At 38.9% G+C, this 23,977-nt stretch carries 22 protein-coding genes; 11 read left to right on the top strand and 11 right to left on the bottom strand.

The window, feature by feature from the left end:
- Positions 1-18: 18 nt before the first annotated feature.
- Positions 19-1,581 (bottom strand): DUF1800 family protein, encoded by a 1,563-nt coding sequence (locus KZC02_RS22580; RefSeq protein WP_221390752.1) that lies wholly within the window; start codon positions 1,579-1,581, stop codon positions 19-21.
- A gap of 216 nt (positions 1,582-1,797) precedes the next feature.
- Between KZC02_RS22580 and KZC02_RS22585 the strand changes: the two genes are divergently transcribed.
- Positions 1,798-2,934: a carboxypeptidase-like regulatory domain-containing protein gene (locus KZC02_RS22585; RefSeq protein WP_221390753.1), complete on the top strand. Its 1,137-nt coding sequence runs from the start codon at positions 1,798-1,800 to the stop codon at positions 2,932-2,934.
- A 43-nt stretch (positions 2,935-2,977) separates the two neighbouring features.
- Here the strand turns inward: KZC02_RS22585 and KZC02_RS22590 are convergent, their stop codons facing one another.
- The gene (locus KZC02_RS22590; protein ID WP_229253736.1) at positions 2,978-4,483 is read right to left on the bottom strand and encodes a VCBS repeat-containing protein; all 1,506 of its coding nucleotides are present in this window, start codon (positions 4,481-4,483) and stop codon (positions 2,978-2,980) included.
- 284 nt (positions 4,484-4,767) lie between these two features.
- Here KZC02_RS22590 and KZC02_RS22595 point away from each other — a divergent pair, with 284 nt between their 5' ends.
- From KZC02_RS22595 to KZC02_RS33100, 5 genes are all read left to right on the top strand, one after another.
- A complete protein-coding gene (locus tag KZC02_RS22595; protein ID WP_221390755.1) occupies positions 4,768-8,025 on the top strand; it encodes a TonB-dependent receptor in 3,258 nt (1,085 codons plus the stop codon).
- Positions 8,026-8,087: 62 nt separating this feature from the next.
- Entirely contained in the window at positions 8,088-9,830 is a 1,743-nt protein-coding gene (locus tag KZC02_RS22600) for a RagB/SusD family nutrient uptake outer membrane protein (protein WP_221390756.1), read from the top strand.
- Between the two features lie 113 nt (positions 9,831-9,943).
- Positions 9,944-10,969 (top strand): VCBS repeat-containing protein, encoded by a 1,026-nt coding sequence (locus KZC02_RS33090; protein WP_310590355.1) that lies wholly within the window; start codon positions 9,944-9,946, stop codon positions 10,967-10,969.
- On the top strand, positions 10,966-11,790 hold the full coding sequence (locus KZC02_RS33095; protein WP_310590356.1) for a CRTAC1 family protein: 825 nt from the start codon (positions 10,966-10,968) through the stop codon (positions 11,788-11,790). Before KZC02_RS33090 ends, KZC02_RS33095 begins: the two co-directional genes overlap by 4 nt.
- A 134-nt stretch (positions 11,791-11,924) precedes the next feature.
- The gene (locus KZC02_RS33100; RefSeq protein ID WP_310590357.1) at positions 11,925-13,529 is read left to right on the top strand and encodes a VCBS repeat-containing protein; all 1,605 of its coding nucleotides are present in this window, start codon (positions 11,925-11,927) and stop codon (positions 13,527-13,529) included.
- 76 nt (positions 13,530-13,605) lie between these two features.
- On the opposite strand, the gene KZC02_RS22610 is transcribed toward KZC02_RS33100, so the two are convergent.
- The 6 genes from KZC02_RS22610 to KZC02_RS22635 form a co-directional block, all read right to left on the bottom strand.
- Complete coding sequence (locus KZC02_RS22610) at positions 13,606-13,998, bottom strand: Hsp20/alpha crystallin family protein (RefSeq protein ID WP_221390757.1); 393 nt, start codon at positions 13,996-13,998, stop codon at positions 13,606-13,608.
- 40 nt (positions 13,999-14,038) lie between these two features.
- Complete coding sequence (locus KZC02_RS22615) at positions 14,039-14,338, bottom strand: hypothetical protein (RefSeq protein WP_221390758.1); 300 nt, start codon at positions 14,336-14,338, stop codon at positions 14,039-14,041.
- Positions 14,339-14,341: 3 nt separating this feature from the next.
- Entirely contained in the window at positions 14,342-14,596 is a 255-nt protein-coding gene (locus KZC02_RS22620) for a hypothetical protein (protein WP_221390759.1), read from the bottom strand.
- 213 nt (positions 14,597-14,809) lie between these two features.
- Positions 14,810-15,199 carry a hypothetical protein gene (locus KZC02_RS22625; protein ID WP_221390760.1) on the bottom strand — a complete coding sequence of 130 codons (390 nt, stop codon included), beginning with the start codon at positions 15,197-15,199 and terminating at the stop codon, positions 14,810-14,812.
- 10 nt (positions 15,200-15,209) lie between these two features.
- Positions 15,210-15,737, bottom strand: a complete 528-nt coding sequence (locus KZC02_RS22630) for an RNA polymerase sigma factor (RefSeq protein WP_221395149.1) — start codon at positions 15,735-15,737, stop codon at positions 15,210-15,212.
- A gap of 108 nt (positions 15,738-15,845) precedes the next feature.
- On the bottom strand, positions 15,846-15,983 hold the full coding sequence (locus tag KZC02_RS22635; RefSeq protein ID WP_221390761.1) for a hypothetical protein: 138 nt from the start codon (positions 15,981-15,983) through the stop codon (positions 15,846-15,848).
- A gap of 353 nt (positions 15,984-16,336) precedes the next feature.
- Here KZC02_RS22635 and KZC02_RS22640 point away from each other — a divergent pair, with 353 nt between their 5' ends.
- Positions 16,337-16,696 (top strand): hypothetical protein, encoded by a 360-nt coding sequence (locus KZC02_RS22640; protein WP_221390762.1) that lies wholly within the window; start codon positions 16,337-16,339, stop codon positions 16,694-16,696.
- A gap of 170 nt (positions 16,697-16,866) precedes the next feature.
- Here the strand turns inward: KZC02_RS22640 and KZC02_RS22645 are convergent, their stop codons facing one another.
- From KZC02_RS22645 to KZC02_RS22655, 3 genes are all read right to left on the bottom strand, one after another.
- Positions 16,867-17,697, bottom strand: a complete 831-nt coding sequence (locus KZC02_RS22645; protein WP_221390763.1) for a hypothetical protein — start codon at positions 17,695-17,697, stop codon at positions 16,867-16,869.
- A gap of 342 nt (positions 17,698-18,039) precedes the next feature.
- Entirely contained in the window at positions 18,040-19,077 is a 1,038-nt protein-coding gene (locus KZC02_RS22650) for a Gfo/Idh/MocA family oxidoreductase (RefSeq protein WP_221390764.1), read from the bottom strand.
- A 191-nt stretch (positions 19,078-19,268) separates the two neighbouring features.
- A complete protein-coding gene (locus KZC02_RS22655) occupies positions 19,269-20,222 on the bottom strand; it encodes a sugar phosphate isomerase/epimerase (protein ID WP_221390765.1) in 954 nt (317 codons plus the stop codon).
- 212 nt (positions 20,223-20,434) lie between these two features.
- Here KZC02_RS22655 and tsaE point away from each other — a divergent pair, with 212 nt between their 5' ends.
- The 4 genes from tsaE to KZC02_RS22675 all read left to right on the top strand — a co-directional run bounded on the left by tsaE (position 20,435) and on the right by KZC02_RS22675 (position 23,917).
- Positions 20,435-20,869, top strand: coding sequence for a tRNA (adenosine(37)-N6)-threonylcarbamoyltransferase complex ATPase subunit type 1 TsaE (tsaE, locus tag KZC02_RS22660; protein ID WP_221390766.1), 435 nt, complete (start codon positions 20,435-20,437; stop codon positions 20,867-20,869).
- A 79-nt stretch (positions 20,870-20,948) separates the two neighbouring features.
- Positions 20,949-22,175, top strand: coding sequence for an alanine dehydrogenase (locus KZC02_RS22665; protein ID WP_221390767.1), 1,227 nt, complete (start codon positions 20,949-20,951; stop codon positions 22,173-22,175).
- Between the two features lie 148 nt (positions 22,176-22,323).
- Complete coding sequence (locus tag KZC02_RS22670; protein ID WP_221390768.1) at positions 22,324-22,728, top strand: hypothetical protein; 405 nt, start codon at positions 22,324-22,326, stop codon at positions 22,726-22,728.
- Positions 22,729-23,005: 277 nt separating this feature from the next.
- Positions 23,006-23,917 carry an ABC transporter ATP-binding protein gene (locus tag KZC02_RS22675; protein WP_221390769.1) on the top strand — a complete coding sequence of 304 codons (912 nt, stop codon included), beginning with the start codon at positions 23,006-23,008 and terminating at the stop codon, positions 23,915-23,917.
- Positions 23,918-23,977 lie beyond the last annotated feature (60 nt).

Here is a 23,977-nt window from a genome sequence, read left to right on the forward strand (position 1 = left end):
AACTTATTTCCCGCTGTTCTATCCCATCTGAAATTCAGCGAGACGAAGCAGATAGAGGTACATATTATCAATTTTCATTTTGACCGCAGTCATTTTGGCACTATTGACCGGATCTGCTTTATAAAGGTTCCATTCTGCTCCCCATTCGTAACGCGGCAGGCCAGGTACGAGTATCTCATCAATTATGTAATCTTTTTGCGCCTGGGTCAGATCAGATGCAAAAAGATATTTAGTCAGTTCATCTACCAACACTACCGGATCAGCCGGGTTTGATACCTTTTTTGCCAAATCCAGTGAATTAATATTGATGGTAGTATTGGTTGTTCCGGTTATTAAGGCATTGGTGTAAGCTCCTCTTAGCGCTAACGTTGTGGAGTTTATCCAAAGTTCATAGAAATCCGTATCATAATAAGGACGCCAGCCAAAAACAGTTTCCTGACCAAAAACTTCCATTTGCAGCTCTTTTGCATAATTGGCTATGTATAACAGATAAGCGTCAAAATCTTTCCTGTTTTTCAAAGGATCGGGTACCGGCTGGTTAAAATGAACAAGCGTTCCGATGAGCAGATCCAGCGGAGATTTGATCTGCGAACCGATGAGCTGTTCGTCATAAAAATGACTGGAGTTGAGCAGTTGTGTTAATACAGGTTTTATTTCGTAATCTTTTTGAAATAAAACCGCCAATGGTTGAATTACTTCATTTTCAATTGTTGACGAAATCTCTGCCTGTACAAACCATCGGTAAATTTTTCGGACAATAAATAAAGCAGTTTCCTTTTGCCGCAGGATCATGTCAATAAGTTCACCAAGTTCCAGAGCACCTGCGCTTGCTCCCGTCCTTCCTTTTATAACTGTATTCTGATAATAGGAGGAAAAGGTTTTATCACCGTTATTATGCTTGGATGATTTAAATTCAACATTAATATCTGCGGAAATAGTATCCCGGTAGCCGGTAAGCGTCCAGCCTGTTAGTATAGCTGCTGCATTCTTGACATCATTTTCATTATAATTACCCTGCCCGATAGTAAACAATTCCTGTAGCTCTCTGCCATAATTTTCATTGGGCTTTGACAGTACATTTTCGTTGCCGTCCAGATAAGTCAGCATGGCCGGGTCCTTTGTTATTTCGAGCAAAAAGGTCCTGAAATTACCCAGTGCATACTTTCTCAGGAGCTTATATTGCAGATAAATAAATCTTGCGTCATTGACATCTATTGTTGAAGAAACAAAATGGTTTTGCCAGAACAATGTCATTTTTTCAATGATGTTCTCTCTCTGGCCAATCATATTTGCGATCCACCATCTTTTGATCAGAATACGCCTTCCATTATCGTTCTCGTTTCTTTGTGCAGAAGTTATACCCGGATATCCCCATGGTAAATTATCAAATAATTTGCTTTCCTTATCCAATGGCGGATCAGGGGCATTTGTATCGGAAAGAAATGATTTAACAATGGTTCCCGCAGTTTTTCCTGTTAATTTTTCTATTGTTTCCGGTGAACTGCCAAAGGTGATTCTTCGCAACAGATGAGCAACCTGCCGGGAGCTTAAGGGTTTGTCGTATTTATCAATTAAAGCCATAATCTTAACGAGCTGAGTTTACACCCATTGCAGCAGAGTATATCATTTTCCTGGATTAAGGTTAAATTTGATACTTTTGCAGTATGTGTCTTTCTTTAAACTTTATCTTTTTTGCAACAGTGATATAACAAAATAGGTACTAAACAGATAGATTACAAAGCCCTGATTTATATTTGGGGTGAATTGCCTTTTTTACGTGGTTATACAATGTTCCTGATGCTTCACGATTCTATCTTTTTCAGAAAATTTTTTCTTGCATTTATATTTATCAGTATTGCGACTTTTTGTTTTGGACAGCAAGCTAATACAGTAACATTAGTCGGTAAAGTAACTGATATAAAAACTGGTAAACCTCTTCCTTTTGCCAATGTTTTTGTTAACAATTCAACCATTGGTACCAATGCAGATGAAAACGGGAACTACAAGTTACCAAATCTTTCCATTGGAAATATAGAAATGGGTGTTTCTTTTTTAGGGTACGAAACCATTAAGCAAACTTTGCGTTTTGAACAGCCAGGAATAAAAACGGTTGTTTTTAAAATGAAGGAAGGGATGGAATTGCAGGGAGTGACGATCTACTCCAAAAAAAATAAAAGAAGAGAAAAAAATCTTAAAATAATCACAAGGGAATTGCTGGGTAACAGCCGTTTTTCCAAACTTTGTAAAATTATAAATCCGGAAGTTTTACGTATTTCTGAGGATGATAACAGGCATTTAAGTGCGCAGACGACCAAGCCGTTGATTATTGAAAACAGTGCTTTGGGATATCGCATATTCCAGGATCTCGATGATTTTGATTATTTCGAAGGAAAAGTATATTACGGTGGAAGTACACGTTTTGAGCTTTTAGTACCAAAAGACAATGCCCAGAAAGTTTTTTGGCGGTCTAATCAAAAGATTGCTTATCAGGGCTCGTTAAAAAACCTTCTTGCCGGCATGGTTGCCGATAGTCTACAGGAGCAGGGATTTAAAGTATATCAGGTAATTCCTGATTCCTTGCGGATATTTGGCTCTGTTCGAAACAATGGATATGGTTCAAATCTTATTTCCAATCATTTGAATAATCGTATCACCCAAATTCGGGGTGAAAGTTTGATAAGGCCGGGAGAATTGGAAACAGAACGCCTGGTAGTATCACGCACACAACTCGAAGTCTTTTATATGAAAAGACGTGCCCGTTCTCCGTATTCTGATATGCCTTATTCATACACCCAAATTACATTGCCGCAAGGTTATATTGTGATTACTCCACAAGGCTGGGTGGTTATGCCAATGGGTTTTGAAATAGCCGGAGATCTGGGTAATGACCGCTTTTCAACTTTATTACCTGCTGACTGGAAGCGGGATGAATAGATTTAGTTATGCCAGGAGGTTTAAGTCTGGAGGTTTGCGGAATTCATTTGATGGTGTTTTCTAAAATCACAAAAGGTGTATGAATGTCCCAGTCCGGTTTGAAATTTTCCTGATTCATAAAACCCTTGGAGTAATTTCCTAAAACAACATCTTCGTCACCATCACCGTCGTAGTCGTTTAAATCCATACAAATCCATCTTCCGTTTTTCGAAATTGGTAATAGGTGAGGTTTAAAACTTAAAGTTTTCCTGGTACGGTCGCTGTTATTTTCAAAACAGATAAACGTTTCAGGCTGATTGTTTTTGAAATCCGCGAAAAAAGCAATGGAGGCAATATCGATATCCCCGTCCTGGTCAATGTCAGCTGCAATTGCTTTTGTACATCCGTTAATCGGATAAAAATAGGATTTTTCAAAACGTATATCCATCGTACGAAAATCTCCCTGATTAAGAAAAATGTAAAGTCCGTGATAAGGTTTTAGGATTCTTGAATAATCGCTGTTATCTCCGGCCGTATACACTATATCTGGCTTCCCATCCTGGTTCATATCTATTATTTGAAAACTGCTTGAACCATAGACAGGAGGAAAGCGAAGAATATTTTTTGTCTCAAACCCACCTTCTTTATTATTGGTAAAAAGCCATATACCTTCATCTCCATGTGCAAATAAAGCCATAATATCCGGCCAGCCATCGTGATTAAAATCATCGATTACAGTTTGGGTAGCGCCGGGAACTTCAAGGATCGGGATTTTTAGAAACGTTTTGTCCGGAAGCTGTTGTAATAAAAATAACCCTCCTTTGTTGTGCCCAAAGCTGCATACCACATAATCGGTAAGCCCGTCTTTATTGAAATCTGCCGGACGGCTTTGTATGGGCCTGATAAAATCTGCGCCAATTGTACTTTTAAAATAACTGTTTTCATTTTGTACAAATGATATAACGTCGCCTTTTGTAACGTCAAGCGCCTGCATTCCGCCCATACAGGTAATAACTCCTTTCTCAGGATCGGAAGTTTTATTAAATGTTATATCAACCGCAGACGAGGTAAGCGCAGTTATTAGTTTGGGTTTTAAGTTTTTATTCCATTGGTATAAGCCAGGATTTGTGAGGTTACTTGTATAAATGGCTTTTTCGGCTGGATTGATGACCGTCATTAATGTGGAAGCAACCTGAGATGAATCCCAATAGGGCTGTTTTAATTTGAAAACATACCAATCATTTAGAAATGAATGCTTTACTACGGGTTTTGTCAGACTGTCAGGAGCGAGCGTTTCATAATAATTGACAATTCTTAGCCAGTCTTTATTGGATAGTGTTGAGTTGGGAGTATTCAAGTACATATTTCCCTGTAATAACTCTATCCCAAACTGCGCAGCCATAGCTGGCAAAACCCCTTCACGCCAGGTTTTTTTATCCAGTAACTCAGGGCCGGGTAATAAATGACAGCCTGCACATTTCATTTTGGCAAGTATTTCTCCTCTTTTTATAGCCTCATTCTCAGTTGATGACTGGCATCCTGAAAGCCATATTAACTGACATAAAAGCATATAAGAACTACTTCTCAACAAAAAGTACAAACATTTCATATATAGACGAGCGTAACGGAATGGCGGTTAAAGTAACCAAAATTTATAATGGCCACTTCAATTTACAGGACAAATTAAATTAATTATGTAACTATTATAAACTTGTGTCTAATTGAATTGATTAAGTGACATTATTTTATCTTTTTATAATACTATTATATCATTGTATAAAAATATAAATCAAAATAGGTCAAATATTTGGTTAAATAATTATAGATTTGAGTAAGCTGTATTTTAACCTAACAATGCATTATGAAAAAAATCTACTTAAGCTCCCCCGGGGCTTATTCTTCTCAATTTTACTCTGCTTTATTTTTGTCACTGCTCAGGCTCAAGAGCGAAAAGTAACAGGTCGTGTCACGGATATTGCAGGTGTCGGTATACCTGGGGCAACTGTTGTTTTAAAGGGTACACAAACCGGAACTAACACCAGTAGCGAAGGTGATTTCTCCATTAATGTAAATTCAGCAACCAGCGTGCTGGTTGTAAGTTTTGTAGGATACAAAACCCTGGAAGTCAATGTAGGAAATCAAAGTGTTGTTAACATTAAAATGGATGACGATATTTCTGCACTGGAAGAAGTAATCGTAACAGGTTATTCGGTAGATAGCCGCAGGGAAACAACCGGGGCAGTTTCAACAGTTAAATCTAAGGATTTGACTGCAACTCCCTCAGGAAATGTAGAGCAGCAACTTCAGGGCAGAGTAGCCGGTGTAACTGTGATTACGAACGGTCAGCCGGGAACAACCAGTCAGATACGCGTAAGAGGTTTTGGTGCCTTTGGAGGTAACCAGCCATTATATGTAGTAGACGGTATGCCAACTGGTTCCACCGATTTCCTGAATCCTGATGATATTGAAACAACAACGGTACTGAAAGATGCAGCTGCTGCTTCTATTTATGGAGCTCGTGCTGCAAACGGTGTAATTGTTTATACCACTAAAAAAGGTACCAAAAAAGCAAAAAAATTAAGTGTAACCTATGACGGGCTTTTCGGGGTTACAACACCGGGACACGGGCAAAAAATGCTAACGCCTCAGGAACAGGCCGACTGGACATGGCAGGCGATCAGAAATGATGCATTTCAGGGAGATTCACTTCCTAAGTTTACCAACGTTGCCAGCGGGCAGTATGGTACTGGAGACAAACCTGTTCTTCCGGATTATATCAACGTAGGAGGTGCAACAGGCGTAGTTGGATCACTGGATCTGGCTGCAGAAAAATTAAAATACAATGTTGATCCGTCCCGCGGGCCAATTTACCAGGTTGTAAAGGCTAACAAGCAGGGAACAGACTGGTACGACGCCATTACAAGAGTTGCTCCGATTCAAAGACACTCGCTTGGTTTTTCCGGCGGTGGAGAAGGAAGTCGGTTTTATGCAGGATTCAGTGCTCAGGATCAGAAGGGTATACTTTTGAATAACAGCTTTAAGCGTTATGCATTTCGTGTCAATTCTGAGTTTGATGTTGTAAAAAATGTAAGGATTGGCCAAAACGCACAATTTACTTATTTACAAGTGTTGGGATTAGATGGCGATAATGGCGGGCAGGGTGTTTCAGCAAATGAAAATGACATTCTTTCTGCTTTCCGGATGCCGTCAATTATTCCTGTATATGATGAATTCGGAGGATATGCCGGTACGGCTGCCAAGGGTTTCAACAATCCGCGTAATCCTGTTGCCAGCCGTGACGGCTTAGCCAATAACAATGGTTTTGCAGGCCAGGGATTTGGTAATTTTTATGCAGAATGGGATGTTATCCCGGGTTTAACACTTCGTTCAAGCGTAGGTGCCCAGTATGTTGGCTTTAGTAGCAGAGGATTTAGCAGGTTGCAGTATGAAAACTCAGAAAATAACTCTGCTTTTGGTTACAACGAAGGTTCTGGCCATCGTTTCAGCTGGACTTTCACAAATACAGCCAATTATAAAAAGATATTTGGATTACACAATGTAGAAGTGCTTGCAGGCCAGGAAGCATTAAATACCGGTTTGGGTAAAAATCAGTCTTCCTCAGGTCTTAATCCTTTCTCTACGGATATCAATTACATTAATATGACCAATGTAACTTCCCGTATTGTAGATAGTGATTTTTACAAGGGAGTTACTTTTTACTCACTTTTCGGACGTGTTAATTACACATTCAACGACCGGTACATACTTACCGGGGTTGTCAGAAGAGATGGTTCATCAAGATTTGGTTCAAACAATCGTTACGGTGTATTCCCTGCATTTTCCGCGGCATGGAGAGTTTCATCAGAGAACTTCATGAAGAGCGTTCCATTCATTACTGATCTTAAAATCCGTGGTGGATATGGTCTAATGGGTAATTCAAACAACGTTGATCCTAATAACCAGTATAGTTTATATGGAGCCAATCTTGGGTTATCTTCTTATGACCTTAATGGAACAAATTCAAGTGCTCTGGCTGGTTATTATCGTACACGGATAGGTAATAAAGATGCCAAATGGGAAACAAGTATTACCAAAAACATTGGTATTGATGCTACTCTTTTCAAAGGAAAACTGGATGTAATTCTGGATTTATGGCAAAAAGATACCAAGGACCTTTTGTTTCAGGTTCCGATTACTTCAACAGTTGGTTACCGAGCTGCTGAACCATCAGTAAACGTTGGAAAAATGTCCAACAAAGGGATCGATCTGCAAATTATTAACCGTGGAAGAATTACCAATGACCTGGGTTATGAGCTGAATTTTACGGCTGGTATACTTAAAAATAACATTGAATCACTTGCACCAGGTTTAACATACCTGACGTCGGTCAATCCCGGATTCCGTGGAATTAATCCTGTCAGGAATCAACTTGGACATTCTATATCTTCATTTTATGGATATAAAGTAGCAGGTCTTTTCGCTGATAAGCAGGAAGTGGATGGTGCTCCAACACAGGATGGCGCTGCTCCCGGCCGGTTCAGATATGTTGATTTAAATGGTGACGGAAAGATCAATTCAGATGACCGTACTTTTCTGGGCAGTCCGGTTCCTAAATTTACAGGTGGTATTAATATCAAGCTGACATATAAAGGTTTTGACCTTGCAACTTACATGTATACATCGGTTGGTAACAAGATCTTTAACGTGTCCAAATGGTTTACTGACTTCTATCCATCATTTACAGGAGCGGCAGTTAGTGCACGCGTGAAAGATTCCTGGTTGCCGGATCATACCAATACCGATACACCTATATTCGAAAGCACTTCTAATTTCAGTACCAATACGCAGTCTAACTCTTTCTATGTTGAAGACGGTACTTTCTTCCGTATGCAAAACCTTACTTTGGGTTACACACTTCCTGCAAATATTTTAGGAAGGCTCAAAATGCAGAAAGTAAGATTGTATGCTTCTACCAATAACCTCTTTACCGTAACCAAATACCAGGGACTTGATCCTGGTGTAGGAGGTAATGCTGATACAAACTTTGGTATAGATGTAGGAAACTATCCGATCACAAGAAGCTGGACATTTGGAATAAACCTTGGGTTTTAAAATTTGGCCTGTGGTTTCGCAAGTATTGGTAATGATAGATCAGATTCAAAAATATTAATAAAATGAAAAAAATAGGAACAAAAGGGATATTGGCATTTCTCACGATATTAATGCTGATAGGCTACTCTTGCAAAGAAAGTTTTTTAGAGATTCCCGCTACCGGACAGTTGGATGAAGACCAGCTTTCTACCAAAAAAGGTATTGAAGGCGTATTGGTATCTGTTTATGGCCAGCTGAACGGACGAGAAAACCGTATGGCAAGCGCCAGTAACTGGGTTTGGGGAAGTATTCGTGGCGGGGATGCCAACAAAGGAACGGATCCGGGGGATTTCAGTGATATCAACCCAATCCAGCGGTTTGAATACCAGACAACACAGGGTGTTACACTTGACAAATGGAAAGGTTTGTATGAAGGTGTTGCCAGGGCAAATCTCGTAATGAAATTACTGGGCGTTGCGAAGGAAGATGTTACAGCAGCCGACAAAGCCAGAATAGGAGGGGAAGCCAGATTTTTAAGAGCGCATTATTATTTTGAACTGAAAAGAGGATTTAATAATACGCCATATGTAGATGAAACCATGGATTATGGAACGGGTATTGAAAAAGTACCTAATAATGCTGACCTGTGGCCGATGATTGAAGCCGATCTTAAATTTGCCTACGATAATCTCCCTGAGACTCAGGATGCAGCCGGTCGTACTAACAAATGGGCGGCAGGTGCATATTTGGCAAAAGTATATATGTATCAGAAAAAATACACTGAGGCCAAGGCGCTTTATGACCTGATTATTACTGGTGGAAAAACAACTAATGGCAAGAAATACGGATTGGTTCCCAGATTTCAGGATGCTTTCAAGGCAAGTAATGATAACAATTCAGAATCGGTTTTTGCCATTCAGGCCGCCGCTAATACGGGTAGCGTAAATAATGCAAACCCTGAATTTGACCTTAACTGGCCATACAATGTTGGACCAAACGGCCCAGGTAACTGCTGTAGCTTTTTTGCACCAAGTTTTGAATTGGGTAACTCATTCCGTACGGATGCAACCGGGCTACCTTTACTGGATGGGTCTTATAACTCAGGCGGAAATGAATTAAAGACAGATATGGGCCTGAAATCAAAAGATGCGTTTACGCCAGATGCAGGCCGTGTCGATCCACGCCTGGATCATTCTATTGGCCGCCGCGGTATTCCTTATCTTGACTGGATAGAGCATCCGGGTAACGACTGGATTCGTAATCAGGCTAATGCAGGACCATATACTACCAAAAAATATGCTTATTACCGGACTGATGTTGGTTCTTTGCAGGATAACAGTTCATGGACGCCTGGCTACACTGCTATTAACATTAATATCATCCGTTATGCCGATGTTCTCTTGATGGCCGCCGAAGCGGAAGTAGAAGTAGGTTCACTTGAAAAAGCCAGGGAATATGTAAATCTTGTTCGTGAAAGGGCTGCAAATCCTGCCAGTTTTGTAAAACGTACCAACGGCGAAAATGCAGCTAATTACGTCATAAGTACTTATAAAACTGCCTGGACAAGTAAGGATGCAGCGCGCTCTGCTGTTCGTTTCGAGAGAAAACTGGAACTTTCAGGTGAAGGACACCGCTTTTTTGACTTAGTAAGATGGGGTACAGCAGCGACTGAGATTAATACGTATCTCACTTACGAAAGCAAAAAGCTGAGCGGTGCATTGGGAGGATCTAAATTCACCCCTAACAAAAATGAATATTTACCAATACCTCAGGATCAGATTGACCTTTTGGGTAAAGAGGTTCTGGTTCAAAACCCGGGTTATTGATTTCAACAATTTTCTGTGATTAAATTAGATAAAATAAAGGAGATGGCAGCTAAATGCCATCTCCTTTTGTTAATTTAGACTTGTGCTAATCCTTCATTTTTATTCTTTAAAAAATGTTTGTCAGATATTTACCTGTAATTTTTATTGCTGTTTTTCTTTTGTCTTCCTGCAGGAAAAAACTTAAAACTTTTACGCTCCTCGGTAGTGATGAAACAGGAATTGCATTTTCCAACCGGATTGCTGAAAATGACACCATGAATATCCTGGCGTTTGAATACGTCTATAATGGCGGAGGCGTAGCGTTAGGGGATTTCAATAATGACAGTTTACCTGATATCTATTTTACCGGTAATTCAGTCGATAATAAATTATACCTCAACAAAGGAGATAAAAACGGATCGTTACAATTTGAAGATATAACGAAACAGGCCGGTGTAGCTGCTGAAAATAAATGGTCGTCGGGAGTGGCTTTAGTTGATATCAATAATGATGGTTTGCTCGACATTTATGTTTGCTCAACGGTACGAAAGGTAGCAAAGGAACGTGAAAATCTGTTGTATGTCAATCAGGGAATTGATCAAAATAAGGTACCGGTATTTAAGGAAATGGGAAAAGAATATGGCATTGCTGATACTACCCATACAACTAATGCTGCTTTTTTAGATTATGATAATGACGGAGACCTGGATTTGTTTTTGGTTGTGAATGAAATGGACGACAATAATTTTCCTAATAAATTTCATGAAAAAATAAAGGACGGATCTTCGAAAAGGACTGACAGGCTTTATCGCAATGAGTGGAGCGAAGTACTTGGGCATCCGGTTTTTACCAATGTTTCCAAAGAGGCAGGAATATTAATTGAAGGTTACGGACTTGGTGTAAACGTAACTGACGTTAATCAGGATGGATGGAAGGATATTTATGTTACCAACGATTACCTGACGAATGATTTGTTGTATATCAATAATGGCCAAGATAATAAAGGAAAACATTTAGGATTTACTGATATGGCAGATGTATACTTCAAGCATACTTCGCATTCGGCAATGGGAAACGACATTGCAGATATCAACAATGACGGGCTTCCGGATATTATTGCCCTTGACATGATGCCGGCAACGAATTTTAGAAAAAAATGATGATGCCGGCCAGTAGTTATATTACTTACCAGAATTACGAACTATATCATTATCAATACCAGGTTGCCCGGAATACATTGCAATTGAATCAGGGTAAAACTAAAAAAACTGATAAACATGCTGCTTTCAGTGAAATAGGATTATTGAGCGGCATCGCAGAAACAGACTGGAGTTGGACACCCATGGTTACTGATTTCGATAATGACGGATTGCGTGATATCATCATTACCAATGGCTTTCCAAGGGATATTACGGATCTTGATTTTGTGGCTTATAGAAATGAAGTCGGAAATGTGATGTCCAAAATGATGCTGCTGGACTATATTCCTTCGGTTAAAATCAAAAATTTTGCATACAAAAATAGTGGAAACCTGCGCTTTGAAGACGTTACAGACAACTGGGGAATAGAAAAGGCAGGTTTTTCAAACGGAGCAGCTTATGCGGATCTGGACAATGACGGAGATCTGGATTATGTGGTTAATAATATAAATGATTCTGCGTCTGTTTATCGTAACAATTCAATTCAGCTGAAACCGGAAGAAAGTAATTATTTACGGATTCAGTTTAAGGGGGAAAGATATAATGGAAAAGGAATTGGAGCGATTTCAGAAATAACATACAATGGTAATCAGAAACAATATTCAGAAAATTCACCTTATCGGGGTTATCTGTCTACTATTGAGCCTGTAACACATTTTGGATTAGGCAAAACAAAACTTGTAGATCAACTGAAAATAACGTGGCCCGGTGGAAAAATACAGGTTTTCAAAAATGTTAAGGCAAATCAGGTATTAACTGTTTTTGAAAAAATGCGACAATAGAAACACAGCAACCTGAATTTCAAAAAGAGAAAAACGCATTATTTGAAGATATTACGGAAACACTGCATGTAGATTACAAACACGAAGAAACAGACGCAATTGATTTTAACGTTCAAAAATTACTGCCACATAAGTTGTCGCAATATGGGCCTGCATTGGCAGTGGGAGACGTCAACGGTGACAAACTGGATGATGTTTTTATTGGTGGTGCTATCAATCATAAAGGCAAATTTTTGATCCAGCAAAACAACGGACAGTTCAAAACCTCAGACTTGCTGCCCGGAATGGAGGGCCCTGATAAAAATGCTGAGGATATGGGTGTGTTGTTATTTGATGCTGATCTGGACGGTGATCTGGATTTATATATTGTAAGCGGGAGTTATGAAATGAAAGTTGGTTCCGAAGCATTGCAGGACAGATTTTACACCAACGACGGCAAAGGGAATTTTACACTTGATTCCGCCGCATTACCAAAATTTCTTAAAAGCGGATCGTGTGTTAAAGCAGCAGATTATGACCGGGATGGAGATCTGGATCTTTTCATTGGCGGCAGGGTAGAGCCAGGCGCTTATCCAAAACCGGTTTCAAGTTATTTACTGAGAAACGATTCGGTAAAAGGGCAGGCAAGGTTTACAGATGCAACTGCGGGAATTTTTCCGGAACTTATTAATATTGGATTAGTCTGTGATGTATTATGGACAGATTTTGATAATGATGGCTGGGTAGATCTCCTTGCCGCAGGAGAATGGATGCCGCTTACTTTTTTCAAAAATGTAAATGGGAAATTTCAGAAACACATATCAGGATTAGAAAATAAGAAAGGATTGTGGGGAAGCCTCGCAAGCGGCGATTTTGACAATGATGGTGATATGGATTACGTTGCAGGAAATCTGGGCCTGAATTCTTTAAGCAGGGCAAGTGACAAACAGCCGATTGGAATGTATGCCCGGGATATCAACAATGACGGTTATTTTGATGCAATTCCTACTGTTTTTTATAAGGCTAAAGATGAAACGTATAAGGAATTTCCTTACAATACGAGGGATGAAATGGGTAAACAAATTATTCAGGTAAGGCAACGGTTTCAGGAATATGGAAAATTTTCGGATGTAGGTATTAAGGATATTTTTAAACCGGAGGAATTAAAAGATGCATTGGTTTTAAAGGCAAACTGGCTGAAAAGCAGTTACATTGAAAACCTTGGAAATGGAAAATTTAAGATGCAGGAGCTGCCCATCGAATCACAATTTGCCCCGCTCTTTGGTATGGTAACCGAAGATTTTGACGGAGACGGTAATCTTGACATTGTATTATGTGGAAATGATTTTGGATCGGAAGTTTCAGTTGGGAGATATGATGCTTTTAACGGACTGATACTAAAAGGTAACGGGAAAAATGGATTTACACCGCTTCGTAATTCTGAAAGCGGCTATTCGGTTGCAGGTAATGCAAAAGCATTGGTGAAAATATCCGGTGCAAATGAAAAGTTAATAACTATTACTTCCCAAAACAGGGATTCACTGAGATTTCATAGAGCTGGCCTATCGGTAAAGCCCGTACCACTTTCAACAACGGAAACCAGTGCTTTGATCAAATTGAAAAATGGTAAAACCCGCCGGGAAGAAATGAACTACGGATCTTCTTTTTTATCTCAATCCTCACATCAACTTTTTTTACCCGCCACTGTGGAAAGTGTTGAAGTTATAAATTCAAAGGGAAACAGGAGAAAAATAAAATAAGATTTATTATAGAAAACGAGGCTGCCAGAATTTGCTGACAGCCTCGTTTTTCTTTATCAAACACTTGAAGGAGTTATTATATCACCTTAATTTCCTGTGCAGGTTTTTCTGAACCCGGAACAATAGGAAGCGTCAAATGCAAAATGCCATTGGTATATTCTGCTTTGATGTTTTCAGCATCAACTGTTTCATCTATTTGAAATGTTCTTTCGAAAGAAGTTTTACGGAATTCGTGGCGAATCCAGCTTTTATTTTCACTTTCTTCATTTTTGAGCTCATAACCAATAGTCAGTTCGTTGCCTTTTATATTAATTCTGAAATCGTCTTTTCCGCGATCAGGAGCAAAGACTAAAAGTTCATAACTGTTTTCGTTTTTAGCAATATTTACCGGAACCCGAAATGAGCCTCTATCTCCAAACCGGTTTCCGTGGTTCATTCCGTAACCACGGTTTTCATATCTGTAACACATAATATTGTTGTTCGTGATAACTTGTTGAAATTGGATTTTTTTAAAAGGAATCCTTTGGAGTTTCGGCTGGTGCAGATTCCAGAGGTGATTTTTCAGCCTTTTGCTCTGACCCGGTGCGATTTTTGAATCTGCCACTGTTATCCCCATATCGATCGTGCTCATTTGAGCCGCATCCATAATCGCTGAATCTTGCAGAACCATGGTTATTATAACCGAATCCGTTTGGGCCATAATGCCCGAAATATCTTCCGTGGAAACGGTGGCCGACCGTGAAATGTAAACTTGCTGCGGTAATCAGGGCAATAGTGATGCCGTATATTAATCTTGTGCTTCTTTTCATGGCTTAAACGTTTTGCGGGTTTTGTTGAAACTGATCTCTCACGTTTTCTTTTCCTTCACTTGGATAAAATCTGTCATAATCTCGATGAAACCTTTGATAATAATTCCATCCTCTGCGTCCTCTTCCACCAAAAAGGCGAAATAGTAATCCTATCAGCAGGAAGAAGAAAAATACTTTAAAAAGCAGGAACGGAATAGCAAATAATAATATTCCGCCTAAAATCCCGGCAAGTGTTACTTTGAAAATTTGTGTTGTCATGGCTTTAAATATTTGTTTTGATAGATGTTTATAGTACATAACTGGTGTACAATCATGCAGACGATTGAATCAAAAAAATACTTTAAAGAATAAGTGGAAAAAATAAAAAAGCCCGGCATCGTTGCCAGGCTAAAGGAGATTTTTGGTAAACCAAGCTAATATGAATCAATCAAAAATCTGACAATTAATAATTGAGCATTATCTTAACAACGGCTATTCTTTTTCAGGAGGTTTTCTCCGGCATCGCTGTCTCATTTCATCCCTGAATTTAAGTCTTTCTTCTTCTGTCATACTCATCCATTTGCCTCTCCATGACGATCTGCCAAACGATGATTTTGAATCAGTGTCGTTTGTGCCGTTATTCTGCCAGTTTTGCTTCCATTGTCCCGGCCCGCCCATTCTTCCTCCGAAATTCCCAAACAGAATCCTGCAAAGTGCCAGTAACCCGACAGACTGCCAGTATTTAATAGGATTTACGTTAATTAAAGCTGGAAGAATTGCATTCCAAAGTAACATTACCAGTCCGCCTAATAGCAAGGCAGCTGCGAGAGCAAATAATGGAAACAATGGAAAACGTCTTCTATATGTATGTCGCTGATTCATGTTAGCAAAGTTAATAATTTACAAATTCATCATATAAGGTTTCCAGTCGCTTCCGCAAATGTTGAACGGCATACCGTTTCCTGGAAATCAATGTCTTAATGTTATCGCCAGTCCTGTCTGAAATTTCCTGGAAGGTCTGGTCTTCCAATTCATTCCAGACGAAGACCTGTCGCTGGTTTTCCGGCAATTCATCCAATGCCTGTGTGAGCTGCTCCCAGAACAACTCACGCATATATACCGTTTCGGGAGTGCCATCGTCAGCAAGCAGTATATCTTTAAAATTGAATTCACCTTCGTCATCCTCATAACTGTAATCTTCCAGTGAATCGGGTTTCTGTTTCCGGTATTTATCAATGATACGGTTGCGTGCCACTCTGTATAACCAACTTCCCACCTGTTCAATAGCCTCTATCTCGGGCACACTGCTAAGCTGGTACCACACGTCCTGCAGAATGTCCTCTGCATCCTCTTCTGAGTTTACCCTCTGGCGGATAAATCCCAATAGCTGGCTGCCATAGGCCTTAACGGTTTGAACTATATTTGGCTTTTTTGTGACAAAATCAAAGCATAAAAAATGGTGTTATTTACTTAGACGGCTTAATTCCGGAAATACTTTAAATGTGAAAATATATTTTAAATTAATCAACTAACCATTGTATTTCAATTCACCGGAATTCGATGGGATTGCAACGTGTTTTACCCGGCTCGCCGTAAGGTTGTTAAGTGCTGAAATGTGGTATTTTACAGATATATTATCATTCTGAATAATTGTGTTTTCATTCATCCGGATTTCTGAATTTTGTCATAAACCGCTGATCAATGCTAAATCTTTAAAAAGTACAAATATGAGCTGATTTAACCGGTATAATTATATTGTCAAATTTTAAACTACTTGTTGCACTTTTGGTATAAACATAGGATTATTCGAATATTAATAGATAACAGCAAAAAGAACTTTTAATAAACGAATTGCTTGCTATTGACTTTAATAGCAATTAGATAGTACATTTGAATCGTCAAACAAGCTGATGGCAAGGACAACAGCAAGTAACTGACAAACTTAAAGTATCAATTTTAGATTATCTGAAAAGTACAATTAGTTTACATTCATTTAGACATTAAAAAATTAAAAATATCATGAAAAAAATAATCTTATCTATTGCAGTTTTGATGGGAGTATCTGCTGCAAATTTTTCTTTCGCTAACGAAAAAGCTACGGCTGCAATTGAAATAGTAGCTGCAAGTGATTTGAGGTTCAAACTAACACTTGATAGTGTTAAAGAAAGATCTTCTATAGTAATTAAGGATGGTGATGGGATGATCGTGTACAGCACTTCTATCCCTAAATCAGAAAACTACTCTAAGATTTTCGATTTGTCGAATCTTTTGGATGGAAATTATAGCTTCGTAGTAAGCAATGGTAGTGAAGTAACTTCTAAACCATTTGTGATTTCTACTGAAACAAAACGTTTGGTAACAGCAGTTGCTGCTAACTAATAATACAAACCTGATTCTGTCAGTAAGTACTAAGGAAAAGGAGGATAGCAATCGCTATTCTCCTTTTTTTGTGAATATTATCTGAATAAATTCTGGAAGTTAAAGTGGCGGCAGATCCAGGTTAACTCAAAATAATCGTGGAAGGCTCTATAAAAAATAGTGAAGCAAAATTACAATTTAAAGATTACACCGAAGTTGACATTTCCTTGCGCAAAAAAGAAATGCTGGGAAGCACGGTCGTCAGGAAAATTGGTTGTAAGGATATCCGGCATATTAATAAACCCGCCTTTCACTTCACCCTGAATAAAGAAATGCCTGAAAAAAGTCACATTCAGGCCAGTTACCAGATCCACTCCGTATCCGGCTACATGCCATTGATCATTCCTGTCGTAATTCAGCAGCGTTACATCGGATTTAGGATAAAGCACTCCGGCACCAATTCCTTCGATAACGTTGATGTCTATGTTTTTTATTTTTAATGAACCGGCGTTAAACAGATTATCCATTCTTCTAACTTCCAGGTTAAGGAAATTCAAACCATTTGTGTGTTCCAGTTTCAGAAAATCACCTGTAAGTTTAATCGCATTGTTATTATAATTTCCATCGTAATCTGTTCCTGAACCTGCAATGGAACCATTGATTTTAACAGTCTGATCCTGCTTCATAACATATTTCATGTGGTCGAAGCCAAACGATATACTGTACTTGGAATTAATATAATAGCCAATTCTGAAATTATACTGCGGAATTGTAATTTTCGTAGGATTGAAATACCGCAGGGAGAACGCTGTCTGGCGGTCTTTTGCGACGACCCCCTTTAAAGTGAAATTGTAATCATTCCCTTTAAAATGAATATTAGAATGAGTGAATGCACCCTTGTTCCATCCCCAGGAAACAAATATTTTTCCTTTATTACTGTTTGATTTTTTCAACTGACTGGTTTGGGAAAAGCCAATAGAAGCCTGTATGGCAATAATGCCAGTGAGCAATAATTTTTTCATTCTTTTTTAGAAGAGGCATTACGCAAACAAATTGCACAGGTATTATTTTCCGTGCATTTGTACTTTACTTAGGACCCGTTAAGGTTAAATTGTGATGAAAATTGTTAACTATAAAATTAATTCGATAGTTTACAAATTTATAAAAGTTAGATTTATTTTATTTTGAAATACAGTATACGTTTAATACAATGTTGAAATAGTTACATTAAAAAAAGATTAGAGAAATTGCGTTTTTTTAATAATGGCAACACTTTTTTACCAGAAAAAAGAAACGCCGCTAAAATTTGCTTTTAGCGGCGTTCGATAAGATCGAGTGAATAAGCTGTATGATGATACTTTCGATCAGAAAATCATCACTTTTTTCTCTTTACTGCTTTGAAATGCTAAGTCAATCACACGCGTTGTACGCAAAATTTCAGAAGGCTTTACAGCCAGTTCTGCACCGTTCACAATAGCATCGTATACATTTTGGTAAAAGGGTGCATAATCTCCCGGCTCGCTTTCAATAGTTCCTGAGAATGCTTCACTATATAATTTTCCCCAACGATTTTCCGGTTCGGCACCCCAGGGTTTTTCAGTTGGCAGGACATTTTTTCGTAAAGTTTCTTCCTGAGGATCAAGTCCTCCTTTTATAAAAGAACCCTTTGTGCCATGTAAATGGTAACGAAGATAATTTTCATAAACCATCAGACTTGATTTTACAATAACCAGTTTATCTACATAGCCAAGCCGGACGTCAAAGTAATCATCAATTTCACTATTGGGCCTAACACTGCGGATTTCGGCCGTAACCGTTTCGGGCTCACCGAAAAGTACCAGTGCCTGATCAATCAAATGTGGCCCCAGATTATAAAGATTCCCACCAACCGGGACACTTTTTTCTTTCCAGGATTCGGTGGGTACTACCGGACGGAAGCGGTCATAACGGCATTCGTACTCTACAATATCTCCCAGTTTGTCCTCTGCTATTAATTTTTTAATTGTAAGGAAGTCCGAATCCCAGCGACGGTTTTGGTAAGCAGTCAGAATCAATCCTTTTTCTTCTGCAACTTCAATCAGTTGTTTCGCCTCTTCCTCAGTTGCTGAAAAAGGTTTTTCAATAACAACATGTTTTCCATTTTGCAAAGCATCCATCGCATAAGGAAAGTGGGTGTCATTGGGTGTACAAATAAAGACTAGGTCAATAGATTCATCCGCCAGCAGTTCGTCCACTGATCTAGCGTTTTCAATAGACGGGTCGAATTCCTGCGCTTCATTTTTACTTCTTTCTACTACTGTTTTTAATTTAAAACCAGGATTTGTAGTCAAAAAGGGGGAGTGGAAATACCGTCCGGAAAGTCCGAAACCAATTAAACCGACATTAAGGATTTTTGAAGACATGATTTATAATTGTAAATTATTAATTGTTAAGGATTAATGAAGCCCGTCTAAAAAGGAATTCTGCAGCCTCCGATTATATCTGGCAAAGGTAACTTTTGATGCTTAATTATGGATTTTTTTTAGTGGAAAGCCAATAGAAAAGATTTGATATCATCAATTTCTGACTTGTATTCTCGCGTTGCTTATGGAAGTCAAGCCATTTCCCAAAACTCTTTTACTTTTGCCAGATCCCGTTTCATTGCATTGAAAACTACTTTCCTGTCAACAGTAAGTTTATCTGCACCCTGATCTGCACCGCCGAGCGGGTATTCCAGATGTAAACAAACAGGAGCTTCAATTTTGTTGTCTTTCAAAAGTTTAAAATAAGTTTTGAAATCCACCATTCCTTCACCAAGAGGTACGCTTTTAGGTGCCCATTTACCATTGTTTTTCTCCCACATAAAATCTTTTAACACAATCGTTTTGATATATGGCCGGATCAGATTAAAACCTGTTTGCCACGACAACCCGCCTTCCAGTGTTGCGTGGCGAATATCATACTGTGCTCCCATGTGTTGTAAATCAGCTTTTTTAAGAATTTCCCAAATCTCAAACATAGACGCGCCAACCATCCTTCCTGCATGATTCTGATAACAGCCCGTTAAACCTAATTTCATGTTTAATTGACTCAGGCCTGCAATTTTGTCCCTGTATTCATCCAATGACTGTGGAATTGTTTTTTGATCGTTGTATTTGTACCAGTTCATCCTGTAATATTTAAAACCTAATTCTGCCGCCGTTTCAAGCAGTTTTTTATCGACAGGATTGTTTGCGTCTTCCACTGTAGTACAAAAAAGGGAAGGCGAAAATCCTGCTTTTTTCATTGCTTCAACTGCCATTGGCAAATCAGTTTCTACTTTTTCAGGTATTACATGGCCTTTTGGGCGAATAGTCAGATCTATACCGTCAAATCCCATTTCTTTTGCAGCTTCTGCCATATCCTTGTAGTTCAGAAATTGCAGGTGCTTGGAAAAAATGTTGATTTTAGGCAGATCAGCATTTCCGGACGAACTTTGGGAATACGATTTTTCCTGAATAAGCGGAAGTATACTTCCTGTCAAAAGTGTATTTATCAAAAATTTACGACGGGAATTGGATAATGACATTACAAATAAGAGTTAGGATGTATTTATTAATTGCCTGTTGGAAGAAGTTCAGATTATCTGTTTTTTACCGGACAAAAGGAAATAAATTAGACTCATAATTCCTGCCGGCAGAGCGGTGCTGATGGCTTTCCTATTTCCCGCCGATAACATGAAAAGATATTTGTGCTTTGCATGATGCATTTACTCAATCTAAAATATGGTATTTTTGTACCATGAGTTTAACACCCGTAGTCTTGCGCTTTAAAGAGCTGGCCGATTTGGATACAGTTGCATCTGAATTATTAAAAATTGGTAAGAATACGCCAATTTGGTTATTTCGGGGACATATGGGTGCTGGCAAGACCACTTTGATCCGATCACTTTGCAAAAATCTGGATGTTACATCGGTTGTCCATAGTCCTACATTCGCTTTGGTTAATGAATATATCACAACAAATAAAAAAGTTGTTTATCATTTCGATTTTTACCGCATTAAGGATGAAACTGAGGCTTTAGACATTGGAATAGAGGAATATTTTGATTCGGGAGATTTTTGTTTTGTAGAATGGCCTGAAAAAATTGAATCACTCTGGCCGCTTCACTATTTACTTTTAGAGCTTAATCTTGAAGAAAGCGAGGAACGTGTTTTGAAAGTGGAAGTGTATTAAAAAACAAATATTATTTGAAGGATCTATAAAACAGCCCCGGCAACATCTTAATTTATCATTCGCAATTCATCATTAATAAATGGCGCAACCTCAACTTCCAGGTTTTAAAGAGCTAGCTAAACAGTCGGCACTTTATCCACAGGAATCACTTTTGGCAGTCCGGAAGGATCAGAATTCACTACTTATAGGTTTACCCCGTGAAGTTTCATTGCAGGAGAACCGTATTGCGCTCACGCCGGATGCCGTGAGTATTCTGGTTCGGAACGGGCATGAGGTGTGGATTGAAACGGATGCCGGGAAAGGTGCCAATTTGTCGGATCATGAGTATAGTGAGGCAGGTGCGAGGATTGTACCGAGCGCGAAGGAAATATATCAGGCAAATCTTATCCTGAAAGTGGAGCCTTTGGTAGACGAAGAGTTTGGCTACATCAAAGCCGGGACTACATTGATCTCTGTTTTGAATTTACCGGCTCTTCAGAAAGAATATTTCGAAAAGCTGAATCAGGCCAAAATTACGGGAATTGGCTATGAATTGATTGAGGACAAAGTAGGTGGAAAGCCAATTATCCGGGCAATGGGAGAAATTGCGGGGAGTACCGTATTATTAATTGCTGCGGAATATTTGTCAACGCCAAACGGCGGACGTGGAATTATCCTGGGAGGAATTACCGGAGTTCCGCCAACCAAAATTGTGATTCTTGGTGCGGGTACAGTCGCCGAATATGCAACCAGAGCTGCAATTAGTGTGGGCGCTGATGTGAAAGTTTTTGATAAACATATTTACAGGCTTCAAAGACTCAAATATTCCATCGGCCAGAATTTATACACTTCTATTATTGATTCGGATACATTGGCAGAAGCAATCAGCCGGGCAGATGTGGTGATCGGGACAATGCGTGCAGAAAATGGCGTAAGCCCGATGGTCGTAACCAAAGAAATGGTTTCACAAATGAAACCAGGTTCCGTAATCATTGATGTCAGCATTGATCAGGGCGGTTCTTTTGAAACATCACATATGACCACGCATAAAGAGCCTACTTTCAAATACAATGACGTAATCCATTATTGCGTCCCTAATATTCCTTCACGTGTTGCACATACGGCGAGTACAGCTTTAAGCAATGTATTTTTGCCGTTTTTACTGCAAACAGGAACAATCGGAGGAATTGAAGAAATGATTTACGCCAATCGTTGGTTTATGAAAGGAGTGTACTGCCATAAAGGAACATTGACAAACTCTCATATTGCCAGGAATTTTAATATGCGCTATAAAGACCTGACTTTGTTACTGGCAGCGAGAATGTGACCTGGGCTGTCGGCAATCAGCTTTCAGCTTCCGAAGGGTCGATTAATTCGAGTTCTTTGATTGCATTTAAATTTTAAACAAACTAATTGAATGGCAAGAAGTGGTCTGGTTTGATGAAAGCCGATTGCCGAAAGCCAAAAGCCAAATTATGATTAACAATAGCAATGAAAATTCCTTGATGGATGATGCCAACTCTCCGGAGTTGAACAAAAAGATCATGGGGCTAGTATCTGAGGACTTTATTAAAGTTGCAGATCAATTGAAAGATGCATCTTACCAGATACGCAAAAGAGGATTTTCAGATAATCCGGTATTTGTACTGAGTTATACTGAGGTCGATCTCGGTGTTTTACTAATAGATACCCAGGAAATGTCTAACCGTTACAGTTATCGCGCATCCTACATGCAGGAATTCATAGACCGCAAGCTGATCGGAGAGGAGTCTGTCGATTTATTTAAAGAGAATTATAAAAATCCAGACGAATATTGCTGCCTTTTTACGTTACTGGGTGATTTTTCAGGATTTATTTATGTGCCTTATCCGGAAGATTAGAAAAGGACGCGACTTTCCAAGACCAGGCATCCCCGTCTTAAGACCTGGAAAGTTTGCACTCAGTACAGTTTTTATCAGAAAAGCGAGTGGTTTTCCGCTCGCTTTTCGTTTTATACCATTTATCCGTTAAAATTATAAACAGCATTTGTGTTTGTTACTTTTGGTATCCATCAGATACTTTGCATCTTTGAGTACAGTAATGAAAATTATAAAAATGGTATTCCGAATCATCTGAATTGAACAGATAATCACTGATTTCTCCTTTTAATAAATTAATATGAATATTATTGAAGTACAGCATGTTACCAAAGACTATGCCAATCACAGGGCGCTGGACGACGTTAGTATAAACATTCCCAAAGGCAGTATTTTTGGATTGCTTGGCCCGAACGGAGCAGGAAAAACTTCACTTATCCGTATCATCAACCAGATAACCGGACCAGATGCGGGACAAATAATTTTTGATGGACAGCCTTTAAATCAAAGCCATATTTCAAGAATCGGGTATCTTCCTGAGGAACGCGGGCTTTATCCGAAAATGAAAGTCGGGGAACAATTGCTTTACCTGGCGCAGCTGAAAGGGCTTTCTAAAAAAGAAGCCATGGATAAACTGAAAATCTGGTTTGTTAAATTTGATATTAAAACCTGGTGGGACAAAACCGTATCGGATCTTTCGAAAGGAATGCAGCAAAAAGTACAGTTCGTTTCGACCGTTTTACATGAGCCGGACCTCATTATACTTGACGAACCGTTTTCTGGCTTTGATCCTATCAATGCCAATCTGATTCGGGATGAAATACTTGAATTAAAACAAAAAGGAAGCACAATTATATTTTCTACCCACAGAATGGAAACAGTGGAAGAACTATGTGACAACATTGCATTGATCCATAAATCTAAAAAAGTACTGGACGGGCCAAAACTACAAATCAAAGAAGAGTTTAAGACGAATACATACTTTGTAGAATACAGAGGTTCGCTTATTATCAATGAAGAAAAATATGTACTTGAACCAAGCAAAGATCTTGAAAACGGATTCCGTCGCACAAGTATACATTTGCCGTCTTTTATTACACCGAACCAGCTGTTAAGCGAATTATTAAATCAGGTTGAAATTCGTTCTTTCGGAGAAAATATCCCGACAATGAGTGACATTTTTATGAAAGCTGTGAACGAAGTTCCGGATTGAAATTGAGTCTGAAAGCCTTTTCAGGCTGGCTGAATCAATTTCGTGTTAGAATCCCGAAAT

The sequence above is a fragment of the Dyadobacter sp. NIV53 genome (assembly GCF_019711195.1).
Classification (GTDB): Bacteria; Bacteroidota; Bacteroidia; order Cytophagales; family Spirosomataceae; genus Dyadobacter.